This window comes from Paenibacillus sp. IHB B 3415 (assembly GCF_000802655.2).
GTDB classification, from domain to species: domain Bacteria; phylum Bacillota; class Bacilli; order Paenibacillales; family Paenibacillaceae; genus Paenibacillus_AQ; species Paenibacillus_AQ phytohabitans.
In genome coordinates this window covers 50,333-75,459 of sequence record NZ_JUEI01000056.1, presented here as the reverse complement: position 1 = coordinate 75,459, position 25,127 = coordinate 50,333, and the positions used below count along the sequence as shown (strand labels likewise).

The 25,127-nt window shown below is 52.3% G+C and carries 19 protein-coding genes and 1 pseudogene; all 20 read right to left on the bottom strand.

What is annotated here, in order from left to right; translation table 11 throughout:
• Positions 1-37: 37 nt before the first annotated feature.
• Positions 38-757 carry an RNA polymerase sporulation sigma factor SigE gene (sigE, locus tag QW71_RS22895; RefSeq protein ID WP_039304286.1) on the bottom strand — a complete coding sequence of 240 codons (720 nt, stop codon included), beginning with the start codon at positions 755-757 and terminating at the stop codon, positions 38-40.
• Between the two features lie 23 nt (positions 758-780).
• The gene (spoIIGA, locus tag QW71_RS22890) at positions 781-1,746 is read right to left on the bottom strand and encodes a sigma-E processing peptidase SpoIIGA (RefSeq protein ID WP_200905962.1); all 966 of its coding nucleotides are present in this window, start codon (positions 1,744-1,746) and stop codon (positions 781-783) included.
• Positions 1,747-1,956: 210 nt separating this feature from the next.
• Positions 1,957-2,841, bottom strand: a complete 885-nt coding sequence (locus QW71_RS22885; protein ID WP_039304281.1) for an Rpn family recombination-promoting nuclease/putative transposase — start codon at positions 2,839-2,841, stop codon at positions 1,957-1,959.
• A gap of 129 nt (positions 2,842-2,970) precedes the next feature.
• Positions 2,971-4,080: a cell division protein FtsZ gene (gene ftsZ / locus QW71_RS22880; protein WP_039304277.1), complete on the bottom strand. Its 1,110-nt coding sequence runs from the start codon at positions 4,078-4,080 to the stop codon at positions 2,971-2,973.
• A 64-nt stretch (positions 4,081-4,144) separates the two neighbouring features.
• Positions 4,145-5,407 carry a cell division protein FtsA gene (gene ftsA, locus QW71_RS22875; protein WP_039304274.1) on the bottom strand — a complete coding sequence of 421 codons (1,263 nt, stop codon included), beginning with the start codon at positions 5,405-5,407 and terminating at the stop codon, positions 4,145-4,147.
• A gap of 340 nt (positions 5,408-5,747) precedes the next feature.
• Positions 5,748-6,512, bottom strand: coding sequence for a cell division protein FtsQ/DivIB (locus QW71_RS22865; RefSeq protein ID WP_039304269.1), 765 nt, complete (start codon positions 6,510-6,512; stop codon positions 5,748-5,750).
• A gap of 66 nt (positions 6,513-6,578) precedes the next feature.
• Positions 6,579-7,862 (bottom strand): UDP-N-acetylglucosamine 1-carboxyvinyltransferase, encoded by a 1,284-nt coding sequence (gene murA, locus QW71_RS22860; RefSeq protein ID WP_039304266.1) that lies wholly within the window; start codon positions 7,860-7,862, stop codon positions 6,579-6,581.
• 185 nt (positions 7,863-8,047) lie between these two features.
• Positions 8,048-9,163 (bottom strand): undecaprenyldiphospho-muramoylpentapeptide beta-N-acetylglucosaminyltransferase, encoded by a 1,116-nt coding sequence (gene murG / locus QW71_RS22855; protein WP_039304263.1) that lies wholly within the window; start codon positions 9,161-9,163, stop codon positions 8,048-8,050.
• Between the two features lie 5 nt (positions 9,164-9,168).
• Positions 9,169-10,266 (bottom strand): stage V sporulation protein E, encoded by a 1,098-nt coding sequence (spoVE, locus tag QW71_RS22850; RefSeq protein ID WP_039304260.1) that lies wholly within the window; start codon positions 10,264-10,266, stop codon positions 9,169-9,171.
• Between the two features lie 49 nt (positions 10,267-10,315).
• Positions 10,316-11,817: pseudogene (murD, locus tag QW71_RS37240) on the bottom strand (UDP-N-acetylmuramoyl-L-alanine--D-glutamate ligase).
• A 3-nt stretch (positions 11,818-11,820) separates the two neighbouring features.
• Positions 11,821-12,786, bottom strand: a complete 966-nt coding sequence (gene mraY, locus QW71_RS22840; RefSeq protein ID WP_039304257.1) for a phospho-N-acetylmuramoyl-pentapeptide-transferase — start codon at positions 12,784-12,786, stop codon at positions 11,821-11,823.
• A gap of 16 nt (positions 12,787-12,802) precedes the next feature.
• Entirely contained in the window at positions 12,803-14,215 is a 1,413-nt protein-coding gene (gene murF / locus QW71_RS22835; protein ID WP_039304254.1) for a UDP-N-acetylmuramoyl-tripeptide--D-alanyl-D-alanine ligase, read from the bottom strand.
• On the bottom strand, positions 14,212-15,699 hold the full coding sequence (locus QW71_RS22830; RefSeq protein ID WP_039304251.1) for a UDP-N-acetylmuramoyl-L-alanyl-D-glutamate--2,6-diaminopimelate ligase: 1,488 nt from the start codon (positions 15,697-15,699) through the stop codon (positions 14,212-14,214). Before QW71_RS22830 ends, murF begins: the two co-directional genes overlap by 4 nt.
• Before the next feature lie 36 nt (positions 15,700-15,735).
• Positions 15,736-17,661 carry a stage V sporulation protein D gene (locus QW71_RS22825; protein WP_039304248.1) on the bottom strand — a complete coding sequence of 642 codons (1,926 nt, stop codon included), beginning with the start codon at positions 17,659-17,661 and terminating at the stop codon, positions 15,736-15,738.
• Between the two features lie 92 nt (positions 17,662-17,753).
• Complete coding sequence (locus QW71_RS22820; RefSeq protein ID WP_235441526.1) at positions 17,754-19,898, bottom strand: PASTA domain-containing penicillin-binding protein; 2,145 nt, start codon at positions 19,896-19,898, stop codon at positions 17,754-17,756.
• Between the two features lie 142 nt (positions 19,899-20,040).
• The gene (locus QW71_RS22815) at positions 20,041-20,436 is read right to left on the bottom strand and encodes a hypothetical protein (RefSeq protein WP_039304242.1); all 396 of its coding nucleotides are present in this window, start codon (positions 20,434-20,436) and stop codon (positions 20,041-20,043) included.
• 23 nt (positions 20,437-20,459) lie between these two features.
• Positions 20,460-21,413, bottom strand: a complete 954-nt coding sequence (gene rsmH, locus QW71_RS22810; protein ID WP_039304239.1) for a 16S rRNA (cytosine(1402)-N(4))-methyltransferase RsmH — start codon at positions 21,411-21,413, stop codon at positions 20,460-20,462.
• A gap of 38 nt (positions 21,414-21,451) precedes the next feature.
• Positions 21,452-21,889, bottom strand: a complete 438-nt coding sequence (gene mraZ / locus QW71_RS22805; protein ID WP_039304237.1) for a division/cell wall cluster transcriptional repressor MraZ — start codon at positions 21,887-21,889, stop codon at positions 21,452-21,454.
• Positions 21,890-22,092: 203 nt separating this feature from the next.
• Positions 22,093-23,364, bottom strand: a complete 1,272-nt coding sequence (locus QW71_RS22800) for an adenosylhomocysteinase (RefSeq protein ID WP_039304234.1) — start codon at positions 23,362-23,364, stop codon at positions 22,093-22,095.
• A gap of 24 nt (positions 23,365-23,388) precedes the next feature.
• Positions 23,389-25,020: a bacillithiol biosynthesis cysteine-adding enzyme BshC gene (gene bshC, locus QW71_RS22795; RefSeq protein WP_039304232.1), complete on the bottom strand. Its 1,632-nt coding sequence runs from the start codon at positions 25,018-25,020 to the stop codon at positions 23,389-23,391.
• Positions 25,021-25,127 lie beyond the last annotated feature (107 nt).

Below are 25,127 nucleotides of genomic sequence, written 5' to 3'. Positions count from 1 at the left end.
TCCCCGGTCCGGCATTTTATTCCTCGGTTCCTTCAGCTTACACCATCTTGTTGAACTCCTTGCGCAGCCGCTTGATAATTCTTTTCTCCAGGCGCGAAATGTAGGATTGGGAAATGCCAAGCAAATCAGCAACATCCTTTTGGGTTTTTTCCTCACCGCCGCGCAGTCCGAACCGCAGCTCCATAATTAATCTTTCCCGTTCACTAAGCTTCTCCAGCGCCTTCTGCAGCAGCTTGCGGTCCACCTGTTCTTCGATATTCCGGTAAATCGTGTCATTCTCCGTTCCCAGCACATCCGATAGCAGCAGCTCGTTGCCGTCCCAGTCAATATTCAGGGGTTCATCAAAAGAAACCTCGCTTCTAGTTTTGCTGTTGCGCCGCAGATACATCAGAATTTCATTCTCAATGCAGCGTGAGGCATAGGTGGCCAGTTTTATTTTTTTCTCCGGATCGAAGGTATTGACTGCTTTAATCAGTCCAATCGCCCCGATGGAAACAAGATCCTCGATATTGATCCCTGTGTTCTCGAATTTGCGGGCGATATACACCACCAGCCGCAGGTTGCGTTCAATCAGCATGGCCCGGACCGCTGCATCACCGCTCGAGAGCCGCTGCAGCAGGAACTCTTCCTCTTCCCGTGTAAGCGGAGGAGGCAGCGCTTCACTGCCCCCGATATAATAAATTTCCTGGCTCTTCAGTCCCAGCAGAAACAGCATACGATAATACTGCAGTTGCAGCACAAGTTTGAATTTGACCATTTATTGTTCCTCCTATATGTTCCTTAACTCATAGCCTTGTCTGCCGGCGCCTCTACAGCGCTCTCATTGTGGGTCAGGTCAGGATGTATGACCGCCCGGTACGCTCCGTCTCCCGACAGTGTCCCGCCATCCAGCCCGATGAGAACCCTCTTGCTGTAAAAGGTTTCGCCGCCAAGCTTTATCATCACTGAATCCGGCTTCAACGCGAGCATGAAGGATGCCCCGCGGTTAACGCCTCTGTACGGCACCAGCCGTATTCTGTCCTGCCAGGCGAACGACTGCCCGTCCGCTTCCAGCACTAGTGTGTCTGCCCCCGTCTGTGTCAGCCTTCCTTTCCATGAGGCCGGCAGATGGCCTTCCCATAAAGAGGATTCCATAACCATGACCGGGATTCGCGTAAGCGGATCATTGAGCCGGTTTCCGGTATCCAGCAGCCCGGGACAGGTAACAATAACACCGTCAATCTCCACAGTCACTTCACCGATATATGTCTCCAGCTGCTCCCTGCGCCTGCGGGAGGCCTGAATCAGCTTGAAGAGAAGAAGCACCAGCGGAAGCATCGCAAGTACGAACCAGAATCCAATCTTCAGCCGGTAAGCTTGGCCGCCTGAAGAAGTAAAGATAATGCCGTTCCAGATGTCGCCTGAGCTTTGCAGCAAATAATGAATTCCTACTATACCTCCTGCCGCCGCAAAATTAATGATATAAAATGCCCCTAATGCACGAAGATAGCTTTGCAGACTTCTAAATCCGAACGCGATCCACAGCATCACTACCGACAACCCGAACTTGATGAGGAAGGTGTACATGAAGGACAGCTCCGGTACAAACATCATCACGACATAGAGCGCGCCAATCAGCGCAGAGAGAGACAGGCGCCACCAGGACACCTTCAGCTTGACCAGCCAGCTGGTCAGCCACAATAGAATTCCGTCGATCAGCAGATTGGCGGCGAAGATCAAGTCAATATAAACAACCAGTGTTTTCACCTGCCTGGTAACGGATATCTAGCCGGAGGCCAGGGTGAAGGCTCTCTTTTTAGACGATAAGATTAGTATAGGAACTCTCGCATTCAAAGTCTGTCTAAACTTGGGGGGCGTACTTACGTTTTTTTTGTCGAGTTATAGGTCAGCAGAGATATTAAGAGGATAAAAGAAAAAGCCAGCCTGTAGAGGCTGACTTCAAGTTCGAATATTCATTCAAGTGATAGATTTCAATTCTTCTTCATTCAGTCCGGTCGCCTTCATTACAGAAGGAAGATCCAGCCCCATAGCCAGAAGATTCCTGGCTACTTCCAGTTTTGCCTCTAGTTCACCTTCTGCTCTGCCTACTTCTCTGCCTTGTACTATGCCTTCTGCTATGCCTTTAGCAAACCCTTCTCTTTGTGCCCCATCTCTCTGCGAGGCTTCATCAAGCAGAAACTTCTGGCGGTCCTCATATTTACGTCGGGCTTCCGAATCCTGACTCAGAAACTCCAGGGTTTCCATCGCCTTCTTTAAAGCAGGCTCGTTCATCAACAGCACCTCCCAATCCGATTGTTTTATTCCCTTCAAGAACAGCAACCAGTTCACCAAACCGCCCTGGCCGGGAACGGCAGGCTGATTCAGCTTGGGTAATTCCAGGAAATGAATTTCAATATCATCCGTGAGCGGCGTTCCGGTTGCATCTTCCCGTAAATGAAATACACTATGGGGATATTCGTTAGGCAGTACCCTATAATTCAGAATATTGATTGTTACGCATTTCTTGAGGTCTGCATATTTACCGCTTACCTGAAGCTGTCCCGCATAACGTTTGCTCCAGTAATATAAAGTCCTTTTCTCAATATCGTATTTGTTGAACAGCTGCATTTCAATATTAATCAGCTTGCCCTCTACAGACTTCGCCCAAATGTCAAATATCGATTGTTTATCCAGCGGATCATCCTTATCCGTATACGGATTGAGCAGCACTACTTCCTCCAGCGGCGGATCACCCGCATCCATGAATATCCGGTTCAGAAAAGCCAGCAGCACATCCTTGTTACTCTCGCTTGCAAATATCCGTTTAAATACAAAATCCACCCGGGGGTCCAGCAGTTCCATTCATATCGTCTCCCGTTATCGTTATTATAACAGCCTGAAAAACAAAAAAACACCGTATTCGTCCCGGCTAAAGGCGGGTCGAATACGGTGCTTCCGTAAAAAAGCTATGCAGTTCATTGCTCTTAGTTCTTAATCGTTGTTGCCGCGTGTGCGGTTACGCAGGAATGTAGGGATATCCAGCTGATCAGAGGTTGTCTGATTGCCGAATGGACGGAGATTCGCATTCTTGTCAGCTGCCGGTTCGCTGCTTGCTGCAGGACGGCGGGCAGGCGCTACAGGGGAAGGCTTATGTTCAAAGCCGGTAGCAATTACCGTAACCTTGATTTCGTCCTTCATGCTCTCTTCGATAATTGCACCAAAGATCATATTCACTTCAGGATCGGAAGCAGAGGTAACAATCTCAGCCGCTTCATTTACCTCGTACAAGGAGAGGTTGGAGCCGCCTGTAATGTTCATAATTACGCCGCGTGCACCTTCAATGGAGGTTTCGAGGAGCGGGCTCATAATGGCTTTGCGGGCTGCTTCCGAGGCACGGTTCTCGCCGGTCGCAATACCGATACCCATAAGCGCTGAACCGCGCTCCGTCATAATTGTCTTCACATCGGCAAAGTCAAGGTTGATCAGGCCGGGAACGGCAATGAGATCAGAGATCCCTTGCACAGCCTGGCGGAGTACATTATCCGCTTCGCGGAAAGCCTCCAGCATTGGTGTTTTCTTATCCACAATTTCCAGCAGGCGGTCATTCGGAATCACGATCAGCGTATCCACTTTTTCTTTCAACGCTTCGATTCCCAGTTCTGCCTGATTGGAACGTTTTCTGCCTTCAAAAGTAAACGGACGGGTCACGACGCCAACCGTCAATGCTCCGCACTCTCTGGCAATCTCAGCAATTACAGGCGCTGCGCCCGTTCCGGTACCCCCGCCCATACCTGCGGTTACGAACACCATATCTGCACCTTTAAGCGTATTTGAAATCAGATCGCGGGATTCTTCAGCCGCTTTCTTCCCCACCTCAGGATTGGCTCCAGCGCCAAGTCCGCGGGTCAGTTTATCCCCGATTTGCAGTTTATGCTCCGATTTGGCCATATGCAGCGCTTGGGCATCTGTATTAACCGTGATGAATTCAACACCCTGAACGCCATTTTCAATCATCCGGTTTACAGCATTGCTTCCGCCGCCGCCTACGCCGATGACCTTTATTTGGGCTAAGCTCTCCATTTCAAAATCAAATTCCAACATATTGTTTCCATCTCCCCCTTGAGTAGTGCTTGGATGGCCAGTCCAAGTATATCTGGACTTACACTTATATGAACTCGCTGAACATATTCTTTAGACGTTCTACCAGCCCTGGCTTCTTGGAAGAATCCTGACTAGGTGCAGCACTTTGCTTGCTGCGGTTAACCGTCTTCTTATTGGCGCTTCCGCCGCTGCTTCGTCCGCGGAATCTGCGCACAACGGTATGGAGTATACCCACGCCGCCGGTGAACCCGGGGTCACGTACTCCAATATAATCAGGTACGGCAATACGTACGGAGGCTGCCAGCTCAGTCTGGGCTACCTTCAGGACACCCGGCATCGAAACGGTGCCACCCGTTAGTATATAACCTCCCGGAAGCTCATTGTAACCAAGCCGTTTCACTTCCTGGCGGATTAGATGGAAGATTTCTTGAACTCTGGGCTCAATAATCGCCGCCAGATCCTCCTGGTTGAATTCCTTCTCAACATTGCTGCCGATCCGCAGAACCTTGAACACGACATCCGAGGCAGCGTCATCAATCCAGGCACAGCCATATTTCAGCTTGACCTTCTCGGCCTGATCCGTAAGCGTTCGCAGACCGTATGCAATATCATTGGTTATAAATTCTCCTCCGATCGGAATCGTAGAGGTTGCGCACAAGGAACCTTCTTCATATACGGCTATCGTCGCCTGGCCGGCACCGATATCCACCAGTACTGCTCCCATTGATTTCTCATCTTTGGAAAGCGCTAATCCGCCTGCCCCGAGAGACATAAGCACAAGATCTTTAACCTTCAGACCTGATTTCTCCACGCAGCGCAGCAGATTATGTATTGGTGTCTTAGCCCCGGTAATGATCGTTGCTTCAACCTCGAGGCGAACTCCGATCATTCCGCGCGGATCTTGAATTCCTTCAAGCCCGTCGACGATATATTGCTTGGCGACAACATCAATGACTTCGCGCTCAGGAGGCAGTGCTATGACCTCAGCAGCCTTGATTACGCGGTCGATATCATCTTCGCCGATCTCACGGTCTTCATTCTGCACGGCAACTACGCCGTGACTGGATTGCAGGCCGATATGATTACCGGATATACCGACATACACCTCGGATATTTGAATACCGACCATTTGCTCCGCATGTTCTACGGCACTCTTGATCGATTGCACAGTCTGATCGATGTCTACAATCGCACCCTTGCGTATTCCTTCCGAATCAGCAGATCCAACGCCAATAATATTAAAGGTTCCATTGGTAACTTCCCCAATAATAGCCCGAACTTTGGATGTACCGATGTCCAAACTAACAATGATGTCATTGTTGCTCAAGCCCTATGGCACCTCCTGTTATAATCATAATGAATTGTGAAGCCAAATAAATAGAAAATACGCTTTGATCCCGGTCCCGGGAAACTTCTCTGTACATATTCAACATCCCTAATCCTTTCCCTCTTTTTTCTACAAATTTTTTGAATGGAATAATATAACAGCCTTTTGGCATGCAAACAACTGCTTTCAATTTTTTCTAAAGCATATAAGTTCTACCTTTTAAGAAATGACAGCTATATCCATGAATGCATTTCAAAAAATCCGCAGAAAAAAGAGGGATATTGCTTATTGCCCGTAAAACCGATTGTAGCATTTTTTCCGCTCTATTAGTAGGGACTATTTACTCTTGTGTGTCTGCATCCTCCCCGGAATCCTCCGCTTCTGTATGAAATGGGACATAAGAATCGGCCTCAAGCATCTTGATCAATCCCGGCTGCTCGTTTTCAATCACTTGATTCAGGTATTCCACCTTATCCTTAAGCAGTGAAATTGCCGTAATGACCTCAAACCGTGAACGTGTATACAGCTTAATACGGTCCGGAAAAGACAAAGTCGGCGAGGGGACGATCTCGGATATATCACTGGTCAGTTCATTCGGAATATCAGCCAATGCCTGGCACAGCTTCGTCTTGTAAGGATCATCAGCCTTCCAGTTGGTTAATATCGGCTTCTCAACGGCAATCCCTGTATCTTTGACAGATACTGCAGCTCCGCTGGACAGAATCGCCTCAAGCGATCCAGCCTCATCCAGCTCGTACGCCACTGCGGGGAATTCCTTAATACTGATGTTAATCACACCGGGGAATTTCTTGTCCACAGCCGCTTCCTGAACCGTCTTCAGTCCTGTCAGTGCACTTTCCACGGAATCCCCGGAGACCGCGAAGAATTGTCCGCCGATCGTAAGACCGCTTGCGGCAAGCAATTCCTCCCGGGATGTATATTTATCACCCTGGAAATTGATAGCCGTAATCTTACTGACGGACGAACGGAAAAATATCACGGCCAGCAGCGCAATAAACAGCAGCAGCAGGATAATAGTGATTTTACGGCTCATTCTCTTACTGGGCTTGTCCTCTTTAAGAAGAGGTATTCGGGTTTTAGGCATTCTCATATCTCCGTAATAAGGCCCTGTCTCCTTCCCGCGCACTTGGGCCGAAGGAGACAGGGAGCTTTAATTGGCCAAATCCAGCGGGTCCGGCACAGGTACCTTGCGGCTAATGCGTGCACCCAGCTTCTGAAACAGTATCTCGATGCCGTCATATCCGCGGTCAATATGATGCGCCTGCTCAACAACGGTAGTTCCTTGAGCGGCAAGTCCGGCGATAACCAGGGCAGCTCCGGCACGCAGGTCGGTGGCTTCTACCGTAGCTCCGTATAATCTCTGCACTCCGCGTATAAACGCCCGGTTCAGGTCAATGGAAATGTCGGCTCCCATCCGGGCCATCTCCTCCACATGCTTAAAGCGCCCTTCAAATACAGTTTCTTTAATTACACTGAATCCGTCAGCCAGGGACAAAAGGACCATCACCTGAGATTGCAGATCTGTAGGGAACGAAGGATAAGGGGAGGTTACAATTCTTTCTACTGCACGCGGACGCCCCATACAGCTGATATTAATTATATCATTGCAAACTGTGATTTGAACACCGGCACGCCTCAGAACATGGATCAGAGAAGTCAAATGTCCTGCGTTGGTGTGGGTCAGCGTCACATTCCCCCTTGTAGCTGCAGCTGCGATCATTACGGTCCCGGCGACAATCCGGTCGGGAATGACCTCATAATTGCACGGATACAGCTTGGAGACGCCCTGAATGGTGATCGTATCTGTTCCCGCACCGATGATTTGCGCACCCATCGCATTCAGGAAATTCTGCAGATCCTGGATTTCCGGCTCTCTGGCCGCTCCGGACACCGTTGTAGTCCCTTCCGCCATAGCAGCAGCCATCATGATATTCTCCGTGGCTCCGACGCTTGGATAATCCAGATGAATATCACAGCCCGTCAGTTTGGCAGCCCGGCAGCAGATCATCCCGCTGGTTTCCTCAATCTCCGCCCCGAGCAGCTTAAGACCCTGCAGGTGAAGATCGATTTTGCGTTCCCCGATGGCACAGCCGCCCGGCTGATAGATCGTCACTTCACCAAACCTGGACAGAAGCGGTCCCATTAGAAAAATGGAGGATCTCATCTGCCGCATTAAATCCTCCGGAACATGAGAGGTTGTGACGTAGGTTGTATCGACCGTAACCGTTTCGTCTTCATGCACGGCCCTGCAGCCCAGCCTTTCCAGAATATCCAGCATAGTTTCGATGTCCAGCAGCTTCGGCACATTTTGCAGTGAGTGAACTCCTTCGGCCAGCAGGCTTGCCGCCAGGATCGGCAGGGCCGCATTTTTCGCTCCATGGATACGTATGGTGCCTGACAGGGGATTTCCACCCTCAATCACCAATTTGTCCAATGTATCACCTCCGAGATTACCGCTCACCCACCGTTGGGCACTTCCTGTACACAGATCAACAGAAATAGGCCGGGAAGCTACCCCGCTCCATATTTCATGAACTGGAAGTGCTCTGGGTGATTGTCACGATTATAGGATCATCCTATGTTCGTGACCTCTCGTGTGTGACAATGTAAGCCTGGATTCTAGCGTTTCCGGCCTGCGGCCAGTCTGCGGAGCTCGGCGACAACCAGCGAGGCGGAGTCTCTTTTACCCAGCCGTCTTGAGGCATCAGACATACTGCGGCGTGCAGCGTCTGCTCCGATAATCCTATGCACCGCTGCGAATAGCGCCTCGCCGCTTAGATCCTTCTCCAGCAGCACAACGGCTGCCCCTTCACGTTCAAGCTGTCTGGCATTCGCTTCCTGGTGATTATTCGTCACATTGGGAGAAGGGATAAGCACAGAGGGAATGCCAAGCGCAGTAATCTCTGCAAGAAACGATGCCCCCGCCCGGTTCACGATGAGTGAAGTACAGGCCAGCACCTCGGGCATATTATGAATATACGGAAGAATATGCAGGGAGTTCGGCAAGCTTCCGAGCTTCTCGCGCACAGCTTTACGGGTTTCCTCGAAATAAGCCTCTCCGGTAACATACACATAGTGAACACCATTACCCTTACCCACAAACGGAGCCATTTCAATCATCGCCCGGTTAATTGCCTTGGCGCCTCCGCTTCCTCCAACCACCAGCACAACCGTACTGCCTTCAGGAATCCCCAGTGAAGCGAATCCCCGCTGCGGGTTGGCAGTCATTACTGTAGTTGCCCGGGGGTTGCCTGTGTAGATTACGTTCTTAGCCCCCGGAAAAGCGGGCTCCGTGCCTTCAAAACTTACGGCGACCGTATCGGCATACCGGCTTAGGAAACGGTTGGTCAGACCCGGGATCGCGTTCTGTTCATGGATAAGCGTCGGGATGCCTAGCCGGGATGCAGCGTACACTACCGGACCGCAGACATATCCACCGGTGCCGATGACGACATCCGGCTTGAACTCCCGCAGCATGGCTTTGGAGGCCTTCACCCCCTTCAGGAAACGCATTACCGTCTTCACATTGTCCATCGAGAGCTTTCGGCGGAAGCCGGTAATATCAATCGCTTTAAAGGGCAGATTCTCTTGGGGAACAAGCTTGCTCTCCAGACCGCGTTTGCCCCCGATATACAGAAAGACGGATTTCTCTTCTTCGGATTCCAGCTGTCTGGCTACGGCTACGGCCGGATAGATATGTCCGCCCGTACCGCCGCCGCTTAATACAATACGCATGTCTTTCACCTCGCATAACGGGATAAATTAAGTAGAATGCCAAGTGCTGTAAGCATCAGGGTCAGCGATGAGCCCCCATAGCTGATCAGCGGAAGCGTAATGCCGGTAACAGGCATGAGGCCGATAACCACACCGATGTTGATGATCACCTGAATAGCGACCATACAGACGATGCCTACGGCCAGATAGCTGCCGAAACGGTCCGGCAGACTCATCGCTACCTTCATTCCGCGCCAAATCAGAATCAGGAAGAGCAGCAGCACTGCCAGCCCCCCGATAAACCCCAGCTCCTCAGCCAATATGGAGAAAATAAAATCGGTCTGCGGCTCCGGCACATAGCTGTACTTCTGCCGGCTCATACCGAGACCCAAGCCCCCCAGTCCGCCGGGTCCAATTGCGTACAGCGACTGTATGATCTGATATCCAGCCCCGAGCGGATCGGACCAGGGGTCCAGAAAGGCCGTAATCCGCTGCAGACGGTAGGGTGCGGCGGCAATAAGCCCCACGAACCCGGCAACACCCAGCGCGCCCAGGGAGAGCAGATGCTTCATCCGGGCCCCTGCCGTGAAGACCATCATCAAGGCAGCCCCGAACATGACAGTGCCTGTACCGAGATCCGGCTGGAGCATGATCAGCGCAAAAGCGGAACCGATCAGCGCAAGCGGCGGAAGCAGTCCGCGGGTGAAGCTGGAAATATCGTAATCCTCTGTTCCGAGCCATTTGGCGAGAAAGAGGATCATCCCCATCTTCATGAACTCCGAGGGCTGAATGCCGAAGGAGCTGATTCCCAGCCAGCTGCGCGCACCGCCGCGCACGACCCCGATGCCGGGAACCAGCACCAGCACCAGCAGTACGAAGCAGAAAATCAGGGCTGGCCTGGCGAACTTCTTCAGCACCACATAATCCGTATTCGCGGTGATGAACATGGCGATAAGACCCAGGCCTGCGAACAGCATCTGTCTTTTGACAAAATAAAACGAGTCGCCATAATTGCGGAAGCCCAAAACGGACCCGGCGCTGTATACCATTACCATACCGATGGCCAGCAAAGCCAATATCGGAAGCAGCAGCCAGATATCGGGCGCATGACGGGATTTGTTCATCAGGAGCACACCTCTTGCATCCGTAGTAGGGGCTTATCCACCCCCCTACTTAAAGGTTATGCACCGCCTCTTTAAAAATACGCCCGCGCTCCTCATAGGATGTAAACATATCCCAGCTGGCACAGGCAGGAGAGAGGAGAACTACATCTCCTGCTTCCGCAAGAGCGGAAGCCTCCCGCACGGCCTCTTGCAGCACGGCGGCGGCGCTCTCCCCATTATCGACGGAGATGATTGTCTTTACTCCTGCCAGCTGCGCAACCGCGGCCAGCTTGTCCTTCGTCTCCCCAAGGGCCACCAGTGCCTTGACGTTCCCGCCGAGGACAGGCAGCAGCTCCATATAATCAGAACCGCGGTCCAGACCTCCGGCTATCAGGATAACCGGCTTCTTGAAGGACCCCAGCGCCATGGCTGTGGCTTTGGAATTGGTAGCCTTGGAATTGTTATAGTAGGCGGCCCCCGCCTTGTCTGTCACATATTCCAGCCGGTGCTCCACACCGCGGAAGGAAGCCAGCACTCCGCCAAGCACTGCCGGGTCCGCCCCCCCCCTGTCACATATTCCAGCCGGTGCTCCACACCGCGGAAGGAAGCCAGCACTCCGCCAAGCACTGCCGGGTCCGCGCCTGCGGCTATGGCAATGCCGCAGGCGGCCAGTGCATTCTCCACATTGAAGCGGCCCGGAAGGCCGATTGAATCCACATTGGCTATTTCGGTCTCGCTCTCCGTGTAATCCCGGTAGATGATTACCCGCTTCAGATCATCTTCTGTCTCCGGCACATAGGACGGACGGACAAAGATGCCCTGAACCAGTTCCTCGGTCATGGAGAAGGGCAGGATACCTGCTTTGATATAAGGAACCAGCTCGCGGCAGACCGGATCATCCCAGTTCAGTACAGCGGTGTCGCCCGGCCCCTGATTCGCGAACAGCTTGGATTTGGAGGCCACATAATCCTCCATCCCCCCATGATAATCCAAATGGGTCTCGGCAACATTCAGCAGACAGCCTACCCTGGGCCGGAAAGCTTCCGTGCCCTTGAGCTGGAAGCTGCTGAGCTCGACAACCATCCAGTTGTCCCCGTCAGCCTCCTGAGCGGCCTGACAGAGCGGCGTACCGATGTTCCCGGCAACTATAGGCCTCATCCCCGCTGCCTCCAGCATACGGCCAACCCAGGTCGTTGTAGTCGTCTTCCCGTTAGAGCCCGTAATACCGATCATAGGTGCGGCGCAGAGATGGTAAGCCACCTCTACCTCCGTTACGACTTCGATGCCAAGCTCAAGAGCCTGCTGCACCGGAGCCACGGAATAGGGAATCCCCGGATTCTTAACAACAAGCGCAACACCCTCATGAATCAGCCCCTCCGGATGCCCGCCGCATATAACAGAAATTCCCAAAGATTCCAGTTCGGAAGCTTCGGGACTTTGATCTCTTTCCTTTTTATCATTGACCGTCACAACCGCGCCGCGCTCATGCAGCACCTTGGCCACCTGGACGCCGCTTTTGGCGAGCCCCAGGACGACCACTTCTTCACCACGGTACAAATCCGGATGCTTCATATGTTACAACCCCTTGATGAGATATAGTCCAACAGCCGCAAGCACCAGGCTCACCGCCCAGAAGGAGACAACCACACGCCACTCCGACCAGCCGCCCAGCTCAAAGTGGTGATGGATCGGGCTCATTCTGAACACCCGTTTGCCGCGTGTTTTGAACGAAGCGACCTGAATAATTACAGACAGCATTTCGACTACGAAGACACCGCCGATCACCACGAAGAGCAGCTCGGTCTTCGTTACAATGGCAATCGCGCCAATGGCACCGCCAATCCCGAAGGAGCCGAAATCACCCATGAACACTTTGGCCGGATGGGCATTGAATACCAGAAAGCCAAGGACTGCACCAATCATCGCCGCAGCGCAGACACCGGCAGCAATTGAGGTTGCCTGCATGGCGACTACAGCAAAAGCAGCAAGCGCGATCGCACTGACACCGGACAGCAGTCCGTCCACACCATCCGTGAAGTTAACCGCATTGGTTACCGCCATCATCATCAGGACAATAAACGGATAGTAGAACCAGCCGCCCCAGTCAAAGCTCACCGATGTTCCCGGAATGCTGATGTTTGTATGATGTCCGCCGGAAATGAGCAGGGCGCAGAGAACGATACCGACCAGCAGCTGGCCGGCAAGCTTCTGGCGTGCCGTCAGCCCGAGGGAACGTTTGAAGGCAATCTTAATATAGTCATCCAGGAAACCGATCAGACCGTAACCCAGCGTAGCTACCAGAAGTACGTAGAAATCCGAATTAATCACCGAAAATTTCAGAAAAGACAACGTGAATGCCACCATGATGATAATTCCGCCCATCGTAGGCGTTCCCGCCTTCTTCAGATGGGTCTGAGGCCCGTCGTCGCGAACCTGTTGTCCGAACTTCATCCGGCGCAGCAGCGGGATAATCAGCGGAGCGGCAATGACCGCAAGGATAAAGGACACAGCAATAGTCAGCAGAAGTAATTGATAATCCATGGGTACACCCCCTCCATTAGTTTAAGTCAGCTTCAGAATATTCTTTCAGGCGGTGAAGCACATCCTCCAGACGCATCCCCCGGGACGCTTTGAAGAGTACTACATCCCTGGAACCACATTTGGTGTTCAAGGCAGTGATCAATGCTTCTTTGTCTTCAAAAGCAAATACATGTCCGGCCCCGAATCTCTCCGCCGCAGCCGCAGCAATATGAGCAGCGAGCGGTCCGTAAGTGTATACCGCATCCGTCAGTGCAGGATCAAGATAGGTACCGATCTGCTGGTGGAACAGAACTTCATCAGGCCCAAGTTCCAGCATGTCCCCCAGCACCGCGATTCTGCTCCCGCTGCACTTCATGGACTGCAGCACATCTATCGCTGCTCTCATGGACGTAGGGCTGGCATTGTAAGCATCGTTCAGCAGCGTCAGCCCGTTCGCCGCCTGCATCACTTCAATCCGCATGCCGGTCAGCTTAAGCCCGGCTATTCCGGTCTCTATATTCTCGTCAGTCACACGGAAATGGCGCGCAACCGCTAGTGCAGCGAGTGCATTAATGACATTGTGACGCCCCGGCAGAGGCAGCGTGAAGGCACGTTCGGCATGAAGATGTGAAGTGAAGGTCATTCCAGCGCCGTGAGTCATGAGACCTGTAGGATAGTCATCATTGTCTCCGGACTGCCCGAAACGGAAGCTGAGCATCCCTTCCGGCGGATTAAACCCGGGCTCTGCCATAACTTCTGCGAGCAGCGGTTCATCCCCGTTATAGATGAGCAGGCCGCCCGGCTTAAGTCCGTCCACAATCTCCAGCTTAGCCCGGGCAATTTCCTTGCGGGACCCGAGCTGCAGCAGATGGGATTCACCCACATTGGTAATCACAGCCACATCAGGGGCGGCTATCCTGGACAGCAGGGCAATCTCACCGCGCGAGCTCATGCCCATCTCCAGCACAGCAATCTCAACATCACTGTCCATGGAGAGAATCGTAAGCGGCAGACCGATGTGATTATTGAAATTGCCCTGTGTTTTGTGTACCTTGTACTGCACTTCAAGAAGAGCCGTAATCATATCTTTGGTCGTTGTCTTGCCGTTGCTGCCTGTCACGGCAACTACACGCGGCGCGAGCTCGCCCAGATAAGCCGAGGACAGTCTCTGCAAAGCGGCCAGTGTATCTTCCACCAGAATGGCAGGACCGCCTTCAGGCGCAGGCCCCTTATCCCGCTGCCAGAGCGTAGCGGCCGCTCCTGCTGCCAGAGAAGCAGCAGCGTAATGATGGCCGTCAAAGTTGTCTCCGGCCAGCGGAACGAACAGGCAGGCAGGCGTAATTTTGCGGGAATCGGTTACGACTCCCGCAAGTTCAATATCCTTATCTTCAGCAGAGGACAGCTCTCCCCCGCACATTACCGCGATAGTATACAGCGTTCTTGTAATCAATAGCTTCGGCCCCTTATCACTTCTTTGGCTACAATGCGGTCATCAAAATCATGAACGATTCCGCCGATTAGCTGATAGGTCTCATGACCTTTCCCCGCAATCAATACTACATCGCCGGGGCTTGCCATTTCAATAGCTTTTCTGATCGCTTCCCGCCGGTCGGGAATCATCTCATACCGTTCCTGTGACACGCCATCCTCAAGAAGTCCCGCTTCAATATCGCGCAGAATCAGCAGCGGATCCTCTGTCCGGGGATTGTCGGAAGTAACCATGACACGATCACTGTATTTGGCAGCTATTTTGCCCATCAGCGGCCGTTTGGTCGTATCCCGGTCTCCCCCGCAGCCAAAGACGGTAATCACCTTGCCGGCAGCGAATTCACAGACAGCCTTCAGCACATTCTCCAGACCATCCGGCGTATGCGCGTAGTCTACGATGACCGCGAAATCCTGTCCGGCATCCACAGACTCGACACGTCCGTCCACACCGGCTACTGACTCCAGACTGGATTTGATATCTTCCAGCGGCACATCCTCCAGCAGAGCAGCAGTAATGGCCGCAAGTGCATTATAGACATTGAACTTGCCGACCATCCGGAGCGAAATATCTGCCTCCCCCTTAAACGTATCCACATGGAAAAAAGTTCCTTTGGACGTGATCGAAATTTGAGAGGCCCGGACATTTGCAGGGGTGTCGATACCATATGTAATCACTTCCGCAGCGGTCTGGTCAGCAAAATAGCTGCTTGCTGCATCATCCGCGTTGAGAACTGCATATTTACGTTCTTCCTTCCACGGAGAGATCACATTGCCAAGCCGCGAGAAGAACAGTGCCTTAGCCGCGCGGTACTCCTCCATCGTATGGTGATAATCCAGATGATCCTGAGTCAGGTTAGTGAATATCGCCGTGCGGTAATCCGTTCCCTTCACCCGTCCCTGCTGAAGTGCATGGGAGGATACCTCCATCACACAGCACTGCACACCTTTGGATGCCATATCGTTCAAAGTGCGCTGAAGCTCAAGCGATTCCTGCGTAGTACCGGACATTGGATAACTTTGTCCGTCGTAACGCATCTGAATCGTCCCTATCAGCCCCGTTTTCACGCCATGGTCCTGCATGATTTTCTCAATCAGATACGTAGTGGTGGTTTTGCCGTTGGTCCCGGTAATCCCAATCATCTTCATTCGGCTGCTGGGTGAGCCGAAGAACGCATTCGACAGCACGGACATCGCAAACCGGCAGTCATCTACCACGATCTGCGGCAGATCGATTTCCAGCTTCCGCTCACAGACTAGGGCAACCGCACCGCTTGCGGCTGCCTGCGGTGCATAATCATGTCCGTCCACTGTATGACCGGGCAGGCAAATGAACAAATCGCCCGGCTTAACCTTGCGGGAATCCACCTGCAAATCCGTAATCTCGGTCTCACCCTCCCCGTATAGACGCGAAGCGGCAAGACAGGATGACAATTCATTAATTTTCATAGTAATCCCTCACTCTACATTTGTCAGACTATCCTATTATTCACTGGAAGTTCCCATATAAATCCGGATGGTTGAACCCTGCTCCACTCTTGCCCCCGCTTTGGGTGCCTGATTAATCACTGTATTGCCTGATCCGGAGCGGGCCAGCATGAAATTCATGTTCAAATCCTCATAAATATCCTGAACGGTAGCTCCTGTTAAATCGGGAACTGTCACAATCGGAGTCTCCCCATATTTATAGGTCTTCGGCAGCTGATCCTTACGCTGCGGAACCTTCAAATAATGAAGCGAATCCTCAAGAATATTCTGGACGATCGGAGCTGCAACCACACCCCCAAACTGAATTCCCTTGGGATTGTCAACTGCGGTGTAGACCACGATCTGCGGATCATCCGCTGGTGCAAATCCGATAAAAGAGACGATATGCTCCGTAGGAGAATACCGGCCGTTAATAACCTTCTGTGCCGTCCCTGTCTTGCCGCCCACACGGTAGCCGTCAATAAACGCCGGCCGGCCTGTGCCTTTGGCAACTACGCTCTCAAGGGCGGCCCGCACCTTCTTCGAAGTCTCCTCAGAGATCACCTGCCGCACTTCCTCCGGCTCTACCTCGGATACGACATTACCGGTATCCGGATTAATCCAGGCTTTGGCAACATGCGGAGTATACAGCTTGCCGCCGTTAATCGCTGCAGACACCGCAGCAATCTGCTGGATCGGTGTTACGGATACCCCTTGGCCAAAGGCCGTGGTGGCAAGTTCGACCGGCCCTACCTGCGCCGGCTTGAACAGAATCCCGTTAGCTTCACCGTTGAGGTCGATCCCTGTCTTCGTGCCAAACCCGAAATCACGGATATACTTAAACAGGGTATCCTTGCCGAGACGCTGGCCCAGGGCAACAAACCCGGGGTTGCAGGAATTCTCTACCACTTCAAGGAACGTCTGGCTTCCGTGGCCGCCTTTTTTCCAGCAGCGCAGCTTGGCACCGCCCACTTCAATATATCCCGGATCGAAAAAATGCTCATGCTGCAGATCAACCTTCCCCTCCTGCAGCGCAGCAGCCAGGGTAATGATCTTGAAGGTGGAGCCCGGTTCATACGTCATCCAGATCGGAAGATTCCGGTTATATACTTCGGCATCGTATTCCTTATAGGAGCCCGGCTCATAACCCGGCCGGCTCGCCATGGCCAGAATCTCACCATTGCGGGGGTCCATTGCAATCGACCAGGCACCTTGCGCCTGATACTTCACCATGGCCTGATCGAGCTCGCGTTCCATGATCGACTGAATCTGCTTATCAATCGTCAGCTGCAGACTCAGTCCGTCCTGCGGCTCGGTATACTTCTCCGAGGAGCCAGGCATCAGCCGTCCTCCGGCATCGGACAGATACGATATATTGCCAGCGCTGCCCTGAAGCAGCTTATCGTATATGCTCTCTATCCCGGTGATCCCCTGATTGTCGATGCCCGTGAAGCCGAGAATATGTGCGGCTAAATCGCCAAAGGGATAATACCGTTTGTTATCCTCAGCCACAACGATGCCCGGCAGCTGCAAATCACGGATGCTCGCGGCAAGCTCCATCGTAATTTTGCGGCCGCCGGGCTGCAGTTTCACCGAGGCTTTCTTTTGGGTCAGCAGAGTGACCAGCTTCTCCTCGGTCATACCGAGCAGCGGAGCCAGCTGCTTCGCGGTCTGTTCCTTTTCCTTCACCTGCACAGGAATGGCATAGATCGTTGGCGAGCTGATATTATAGGCCAGGGCAACGCCCTCCCTGTCCAGAATCTCGCCGCGTTTGGCGGTGAAGGGAATATTCCGCCGCCAGGATTCCTCAGCCTTGGCGCTCAGCTTCTCCCCTTGTGATAACTGTACATAGGCAAGACGCACGGCCAGCGAACCGAACAACACGGCCAGTCCCAGCAGCGTCCACAGCATTCTCCGCCGAGTTACGACTTTCGAAACCTTCATTCCGTTCTCCCCGCTTTCGCTCGTATAGACATGATCTCTTATCTTCATGACTATTCGGGACAAACAGGGGTTAGAACAAGCCTGTATAGGCGCTACTCCGCAGTCTCCTCTGCATCGGGGTCAACGTTGATGGCTACAGGGATATTCTCCCCGTATTCATTCAGGGGACTGAGCTTCAGAGAAATATGCGTTTTGTTGTTATTCTTGGTCTGCGTCTGCTCTGTGACATAACCTTCGCCCTCAACCGTTATCCCTACTTTGAGCAGATTGAGAATTTCCAGGGCATCGCGCAAAGATTCTCCCTTCAAATCGGGAATGGTCATTGCTTCATCCTGCTGGGTAAGCAGATAAATCCGCTGTCCGGCGGCAAGCTTTGTGCTCTTATCCGGATATTGGCTGATTACCTTTGCCCCTGTGCCGACAATCTCGAAGTCAAAGCCTTGATTAAGGAGCAACTGTCTGGATTCCTTAACGGTTTTGTTCACGAGATCAGGCGTACTGCGCAGCTCTGAGGAGTCAGCCGCCAGCTTGACTGACGTTTTGCTTCCCACTGCGTTATCAGATTCAACCGTTTTGGGTACGCCCATATATTGCAGGGACTGCGAGACAATCTCTTTGAAAATAGGTCCGGCTGCGGCTCCGCCGCCGGCAGCATCCGCAGGCTCATCAATTACGACGAATACCGCGATCTTCGGATTATTGGCCGGAGCGTAGCCGAGGAAGGAGGCAAGCACCTTATCCCGGTCATACCCGCCCTTGCCGTCAGGCTTAATCGCCGTTCCGGTCTTGCCGGCCACCCGGTATCCTTCGATATAGGCATGCCGTCCGGTTCCGATTACCTGGTCTGCCACGACCTGCTCGAGGTAGCTGCCGGTTTCACGGGCGCTTGCCTCTGAAATCACCTGCCGCACAACCTCCGGCTGAGTCACCGTAGTCTTGCCCGTATTAGGATCGGTAACTTCCTTCACCACATGCGGCACCATCAGCTTGCCGCCGTTCGCAATCGCAGCCATCGCCGTGAGCTGCTGAATCGGTGTAACCAGCAGCTTGCCATGGCCATAGGCCAAGGTAGCATTCTCTATCGGCCTGTTCGGATTCGGGTTGACAATACCGGTGGTTTCACCCGGGAGGTCAATACCCGTCTTTTCCGTAAAGCCGAAATCCTTGATATATTTCAGCAGCTTTTCCTGGCCCAGCAGTTCATAACCAATCTTGACAAAGGCTACGTTACTGGAACGTTTGACCCCTTGAAGCAGGGTGATTTCTCCATAACCGGCTCTATTCATATCATAGATCGGTTTGCTGTACCCTTTGATCCGGATAGAGCCCGAATGGACTGTCTCTTCCGGATTAAACAGCTTCTCCTGAACGGCACCGGCCAGCGGTACAATCTTGAACGTGGAGCCCGGCTCAAATCTTGACATGATCGCGTGGTTATAGAAGCCAGCCGCATCCTGATTAAGGTCATAATATTCATTTGGATTGAAGGTCGGCATATTCGCCAGGCCCAGAATCTCCATCGTATTCGGATCGGCAGCAATGACGCTTATCGACTTGGGTTTGTACTCGGCATAAGCCTTTTTCATCGCCTCTTCAATATAGTGCTGAATGGTGCTGTCGATGGTCAGCTTGAAATTGCTTCCGTTCACTACAGGCTGGTAGCTATCCTCTGAATCGGGCAGCTTGATTCCCTTGCCGTCACTCTGATAATTCAGCTTGCCATCCGTACCGGAGAGCTGTTTGTCGAAGTACTTTTCCAGACCCATGACCGCATTGCCGTCCCTGTCGGTGTAGCCCAGAATGTGCGCAGCCAGCGAATCCTTCGGATAATAACGCTTCTGCTCTCTCACGAGACCTACGCCCGTTTCCAGGGTATCATGCTCTTTCTTGAGCTTGTCCACAAAAGCCGTTACCTTATCAGCCAGGTCCTGATTTATCTTCCAGCCTTCGTTGCGGATCTCCCGGTTCTTGTAGTAGTTGCCCTTATCGTCTTTGGCCTCAACCAGCTTCTTCAGCTGATCTTCAGGCTTGCCAAGCAGTTCATGCAGTCCCTGGATGACCTCCTGGCCGATCCCCTTCTCGGCAATGACCTCGGGGTCAACCACAACAGTATAGGCAGGAACGTCACTGGCCAGAACACTGCCGTTACGGTCTTCAATCACACCGCGGACCGCCTTGATCGTTGAAGTATGTGCCCACTGCGTAGCTGCTTCCTTCTGCCACTTCTCACTCTGCATTACCTGAATCCAGAAAACTCTGCCGACTAAAACAAGAAAAAAGAGGGTAATACACCCTCCTATAAACAGCGTGCGAAGTTTTATTCTTTTTACCATAGCCAACCTCACAGATTCTATTATTGCGATTGAAGTCAATCGCTGATTAATTGCCGGTTTTGTCAGTGACCTGGTTGCTAAGCAGTACATGGATTGTTGAATCTACAGGAGGAGTCTTATATCCCATCTCTTCTGCCCGCTTGACTACCGTCTGTTCAAGCGTCTGCTTCTCCATCTGATAGGTAGCAATTTGCTTCTTGCTCTTCGCGATCTCGCTGTCCAGCTTCTGTGCCTGCAAGTTCAAATCATAAATATGGACGTAACGCCAGATCAGGGCGGCAGATACCAGGATAAAGGCTCCCAGCGTCATCATATACAAAAGCTTCTCCTGCAGCGGAAGCACTCTCCGCCTGGTGACGACTTTTGTCTTCTCACGGTAAAGCGGGTTTACCTCTTCTTTTCTCTTGGGTTGAACTGCTAAATTGCCGCGGGTATAGGCCATCTCTGACTCTCCTTTATCGTCATTTACAATTTCTCTGCAATGCGCAGTTTGGCTGAACGGGCACGTGAATTAAGCTCCAGTTCTTCTTCTCCGGGTACGATGGGCTTGCGGTTAATCAGTTTCAAGGTTCCTTTGGCACCGCACACGCAGTAGGGCAGATCAGGCGGACAGGTACATCTGCTTAAATAGCTGCTGAAAATCTGTTTGCAGATCCGGTCCTCCAGCGAATGGAAGGTAATTACAGATACTCTTCCCTCAGGTGCAAGGCAGCGTACAGCAGCATGCAGTCCATCCTCAAAAGCTCCCAGCTCATCATTGACAGCAATCCGCAGACCCTGGAAACTGCGTTTGGCAGGATGTCCTCCTGTCCTCCGCGCAGCCGCTGGAATGCCCTCTTTAATCAGCTCAGCCAGTTCTCCGGTGCCTTCCACCGGACGTTCTTCCCGGCGCTCCACAATTTTGCGGGCAATCCGCCGTGAGAACTTCTCTTCTCCATACTGGAAAAGCACACGGGCAATTTCCTGTTCGCTCCAGGTATTGACGATATCGGCCGCAGTCAGCTGTGCCGACTGGTCCATCCGCATATCCAGCGGAGCATCGTGATTGTAGCTGAACCCCCGCTCCCCTTCGTCAAACTGCGGAGAAGATACCCCCAGATCGAACAGAATCCCGTCCACTTGGGGAACTCCGTCCTTTTGCGGAACAAAAGGCAGTTCCTTCAGTACTTGCTCGAGGTCACGGAAGTTGGTCTTAACCGTAACCACTTTGTCTCCGTACTCGGCCAATCTCTCTTTAGCATTATTCAACGCCCAATCGTCCTGATCCAGACAGATCAGCCGGCCTTCGCCGCTAAGCTTGGAGGCAATAAGCGAACTGTGCCCGGCTCCTCCGAGCGTGCAGTCAACGTATATACCATCCTTCTTGATGTGCAGCCCTTCTGTCGCTTCTTCCTTAAGCACCGTGATGTGGTGAAACAAGCTGCATCCCTCCAAGGCAGTAATTCGAATTGTATGTTTTATAGATCAAAATTGAAATCAACCAATTTCTCGGCAATCTCGTTGAACGATTCCTCTGACTGTTCGAAGTACTGCTCCCATAGCTCCTTGTTCCAGATCTCCACCCGGTTCGAAACGCCCAGAATAACACAGTCCTTGTCCAGCTTGGCATATTGCCGCAGATTCCCCGGCAGATTCACTCTGCCTTGCTTGTCCCATACACATTCGGTCGCTCCCGAGAAAAAAAAGCGGCTGAAGGCACGGGCGTCCGATTTCATCAGTGAAAGGCTTTTAAGCTTTTGCTCCATGATTCCCCATTCTTCCATGGGATAAACAAACAAGCAGGAGTCGAGGCCGCGGGTCGCCACGAAGGAGGTTCCGAGCAATTCACGGAACTTAGCCGGGATAATGATCCGGCCTTTGTCGTCAATGCTATGCTGGTATTCCCCCATAAACATGATCTTTCCCCACCCCTAAGTACCGATTCCCCACTTTGCCCCACTTTTCACCACTTAAGCATAATAGATTCGCCATTAAAAATCAAAAACCTTTTTCATAAGCAAGGTAATTTTTTCTTGTTTGTCAAGTAGCTCTGCAATATTCCCCTAAAATATAAAAACCCGGGCCAGTTGATTGGCTCCGGGTTTTGCAGATCCATTCTTTAGTCGTTCAGATTCCAGCTGTCCAGGTAGTCCACCTGTGCCTGCGTTAGGCTGTCAATGGCGATTCCCAGACTCTCCAGCTTATAACGCGCAACCTGCTCATCAAGCTCATACGGAACATTCTCCACCTTGACGCCGATATCTTTATAATTATCATTCACATATTTGAGGGATAAGGCCTGCAGCGCAAAGGTGGTATCCATTATTTCTGCCGGATGGCCATCGGCTGCGCCCAGATTCACCAGACGTCCTTCCGCCAGCAGGTACAGCTTGCGTCCATCCTTCAGCAGATACTCTTCAATATTCTTCCGCACCGTCCGCTGGGAGGTAGAACGTTCAGCCAGCTCCGGCTTATTCACTTCAACATCGAAGTGTCCGGCATTGCAGAGGATCGCACCATCCTTCATGACATCATAATGCTCGCCGCGGATAACATACCGGTTGCCGGTAACTGTTACGAAGAAGTCGCCGCGCTTAGCTGCTTCCAGCGTTGGCATCACATGGAATCCGTCCATATGGGCTTCCACGGCCTTAATCGCATCCACTTCAGTAACAATCACGTTCGCTCCGAGACCCTTGGCCCGCATCGCTACACCTTTACCGCACCAGCCGTAGCCCACCACAACCACTGTCTTGCCGGCCACAATCAGGTTGGTTGTGCGAACAATGCCGTCCCATGCCGATTGGCCTGTGCCATAGCGGTTATCGAACAAATATTTACAATAGGCGTCATTTACAGCCACCATCGGGAACTTCAGCATGCCTTGCTTCTGCAGCGCCTTCAGCCGGATAATTCCTGTAGTTGTTTCTTCAGCGCCGCCGCGGATATTCTCCATAAGGTCAGGACGCTCGGAATGCAGCAGTGTGGCGAAATCTCCGCCGTCATCGATAATCAGATCCGGCTTGCTCTCCAGCGCCTTGATGTTCAGCGCCTTGAATTCTTCGGGTGACGGATTATATTTGGCGAACACGGTGATGCCGTCCTCAACTAATGCGGCACACACATCATCCTGTGTGGACAGCGGGTTCGAGCCGGTTATCGTAACTTCGGCCCCGCCAGCCTGTACCACCTTGGCTAGATAAGCGGTCTTGGCTTCCAGGTGAAGCGTGATCGATACCTTAAGGCCCTTGAAAGGCTGTTCCGCTTCGAACTGCTCACGGATACGGTTCAGTACCGGCATATGCTGGCGAACCCAGTCGATTTTGAGATGCCCCTCGGGCGCGAGCGACATATCGGTTACGATACTATTTTCCTTGGACAACGAACTCATGTTATAACCTCCTAAAATATATTCCTACATATAGATGATGCGGTGTGTTCCGCTGTAATCGGCGGGTACGGCCATTAGTTCCTCCAGCCAGCCCGGACCGTAACGGTTCAGATAATACATCATATTATATACTCTCTCCTGCAGTTTACCCAGAGGCATAACGGACAGCTCAATCCGTTCCCACTGACGCAGCGCCGCCTCATTCTGCTTCTCCATCGCATCCAGTGCTTTGCCCTGCAGGAAGGATATCTGATCCATAATCTTGTCCTTGTTGCTGTTCCCCAGCTTCAGCAGACCTGCCTGAATTCCGCCAAGCTGCTCAATCAGCGGCTCGTACATCGCGGAGAATGCGGCTTTGGTCTGTTCAAACCGTTCTTCAATCTTCAGCTCATCCTGCGCCGTTAACCACTCTTTGCGTTTATCATCCAGACCAAGTCGCACATCCGTGAAGGACAGTCCGTATTTATCCATATGCTTGTGAAGCGTTCCCTCTATGACTGTAAAAGACATGCGCGGAATAATCAGCGGCATTTGTCCGCCAATCACCTTAAAAGCCTGATGCGGAATCGCCCAGTAAGCCATTTCTCCTTGTCCCAGCACCGTAGCCAGCACAGGCAGTACATAGTCCTGCATCAAGGGGCGCGTCAGCACGTTGTTGCTGAACCGCTCAGGATGGCTCTCCAGCAGCTCCAGCAGCTCTGTACGTGAAAAAGATACCACGGATTTCCGGTCTGCGAATCTGTCCCCCTCCTTATGAAGCAGAAGCCGTGCGCCTTCATGTATATAAAAGAGGTTGGCATTCCCGGGTGTCACATCCGCCTGCAGCACGTATCCGTCCGCAGCAATACGATCAGCCGCTGCGGTGTAGGCAGCCTCGAGCTCGTCATTGCGCTCGATCATTGCAGCAAACATTGGCATCTCAAGTCTGCGCAGCGCGGAATCGGCAGAATCCAGCAGAATCAGCCCGTATTGCCCGAACAGAGAACCCATCAGCTTGGCAAAAGCTGCAGTCATATTGTCCGCACCCAGCGAAGCTGCTGTGACAAACTCCATAACCTGCGGTTTGAATTCGCTATCCTGCAGCAATCCGTCCAGCTGCCCTATAGCCTGAAGCCAGCTCTCTGCTTCCACCTTGATTTCACTGACAGAAGAACGCGGACCTTCACCTTTATCCAGCTTAATCCGCGAAATTTCGCCCGTCCGGTTCAGTACATAGGTATGATTGACTTCATCCCAGTCATGATCTTCACCGGCAATCCAGAACAGCGGAACAACGGGGCGCCCAAGCTGGGCTGCTGCTTCCCGCGCAGCCTGAATTGTAGTAATTGCCTTATATACTACAAAGAGCGGACCTGTGAACAAACCGCTCTGCTGGCCGCCTGTGACCACCAGCGTATCCGGCTGCTCCAACAAGTCAAGGGAGCGCATTACCGCTTCATGGGCATTATGCTCTGCGTTATAGCTGCGTAAGTATGAAACAACCCCGGTACGGTCAGCACGGAGGTCTGCGGTTCCATCAAGCCATTCTGCACGCTTAACCCGGCTCTCCCGGTTGCGGAAATCCCCGCCGTACAAATGTCCTACAGTTTCATATTGATGTATATAGTCACTGGCGAGCGCAGATCCGCCCGGAAGTGGTTCCGGTACAACATTCATATGCATTTGCCTCCTGTTCTACTATAACCTGCTGTATGTAATCATAAATCGGTAAACCCTTTATGATTGTATCCAAAGTTGGGTGCGGCGTCAAAGAAAGAAGCGCC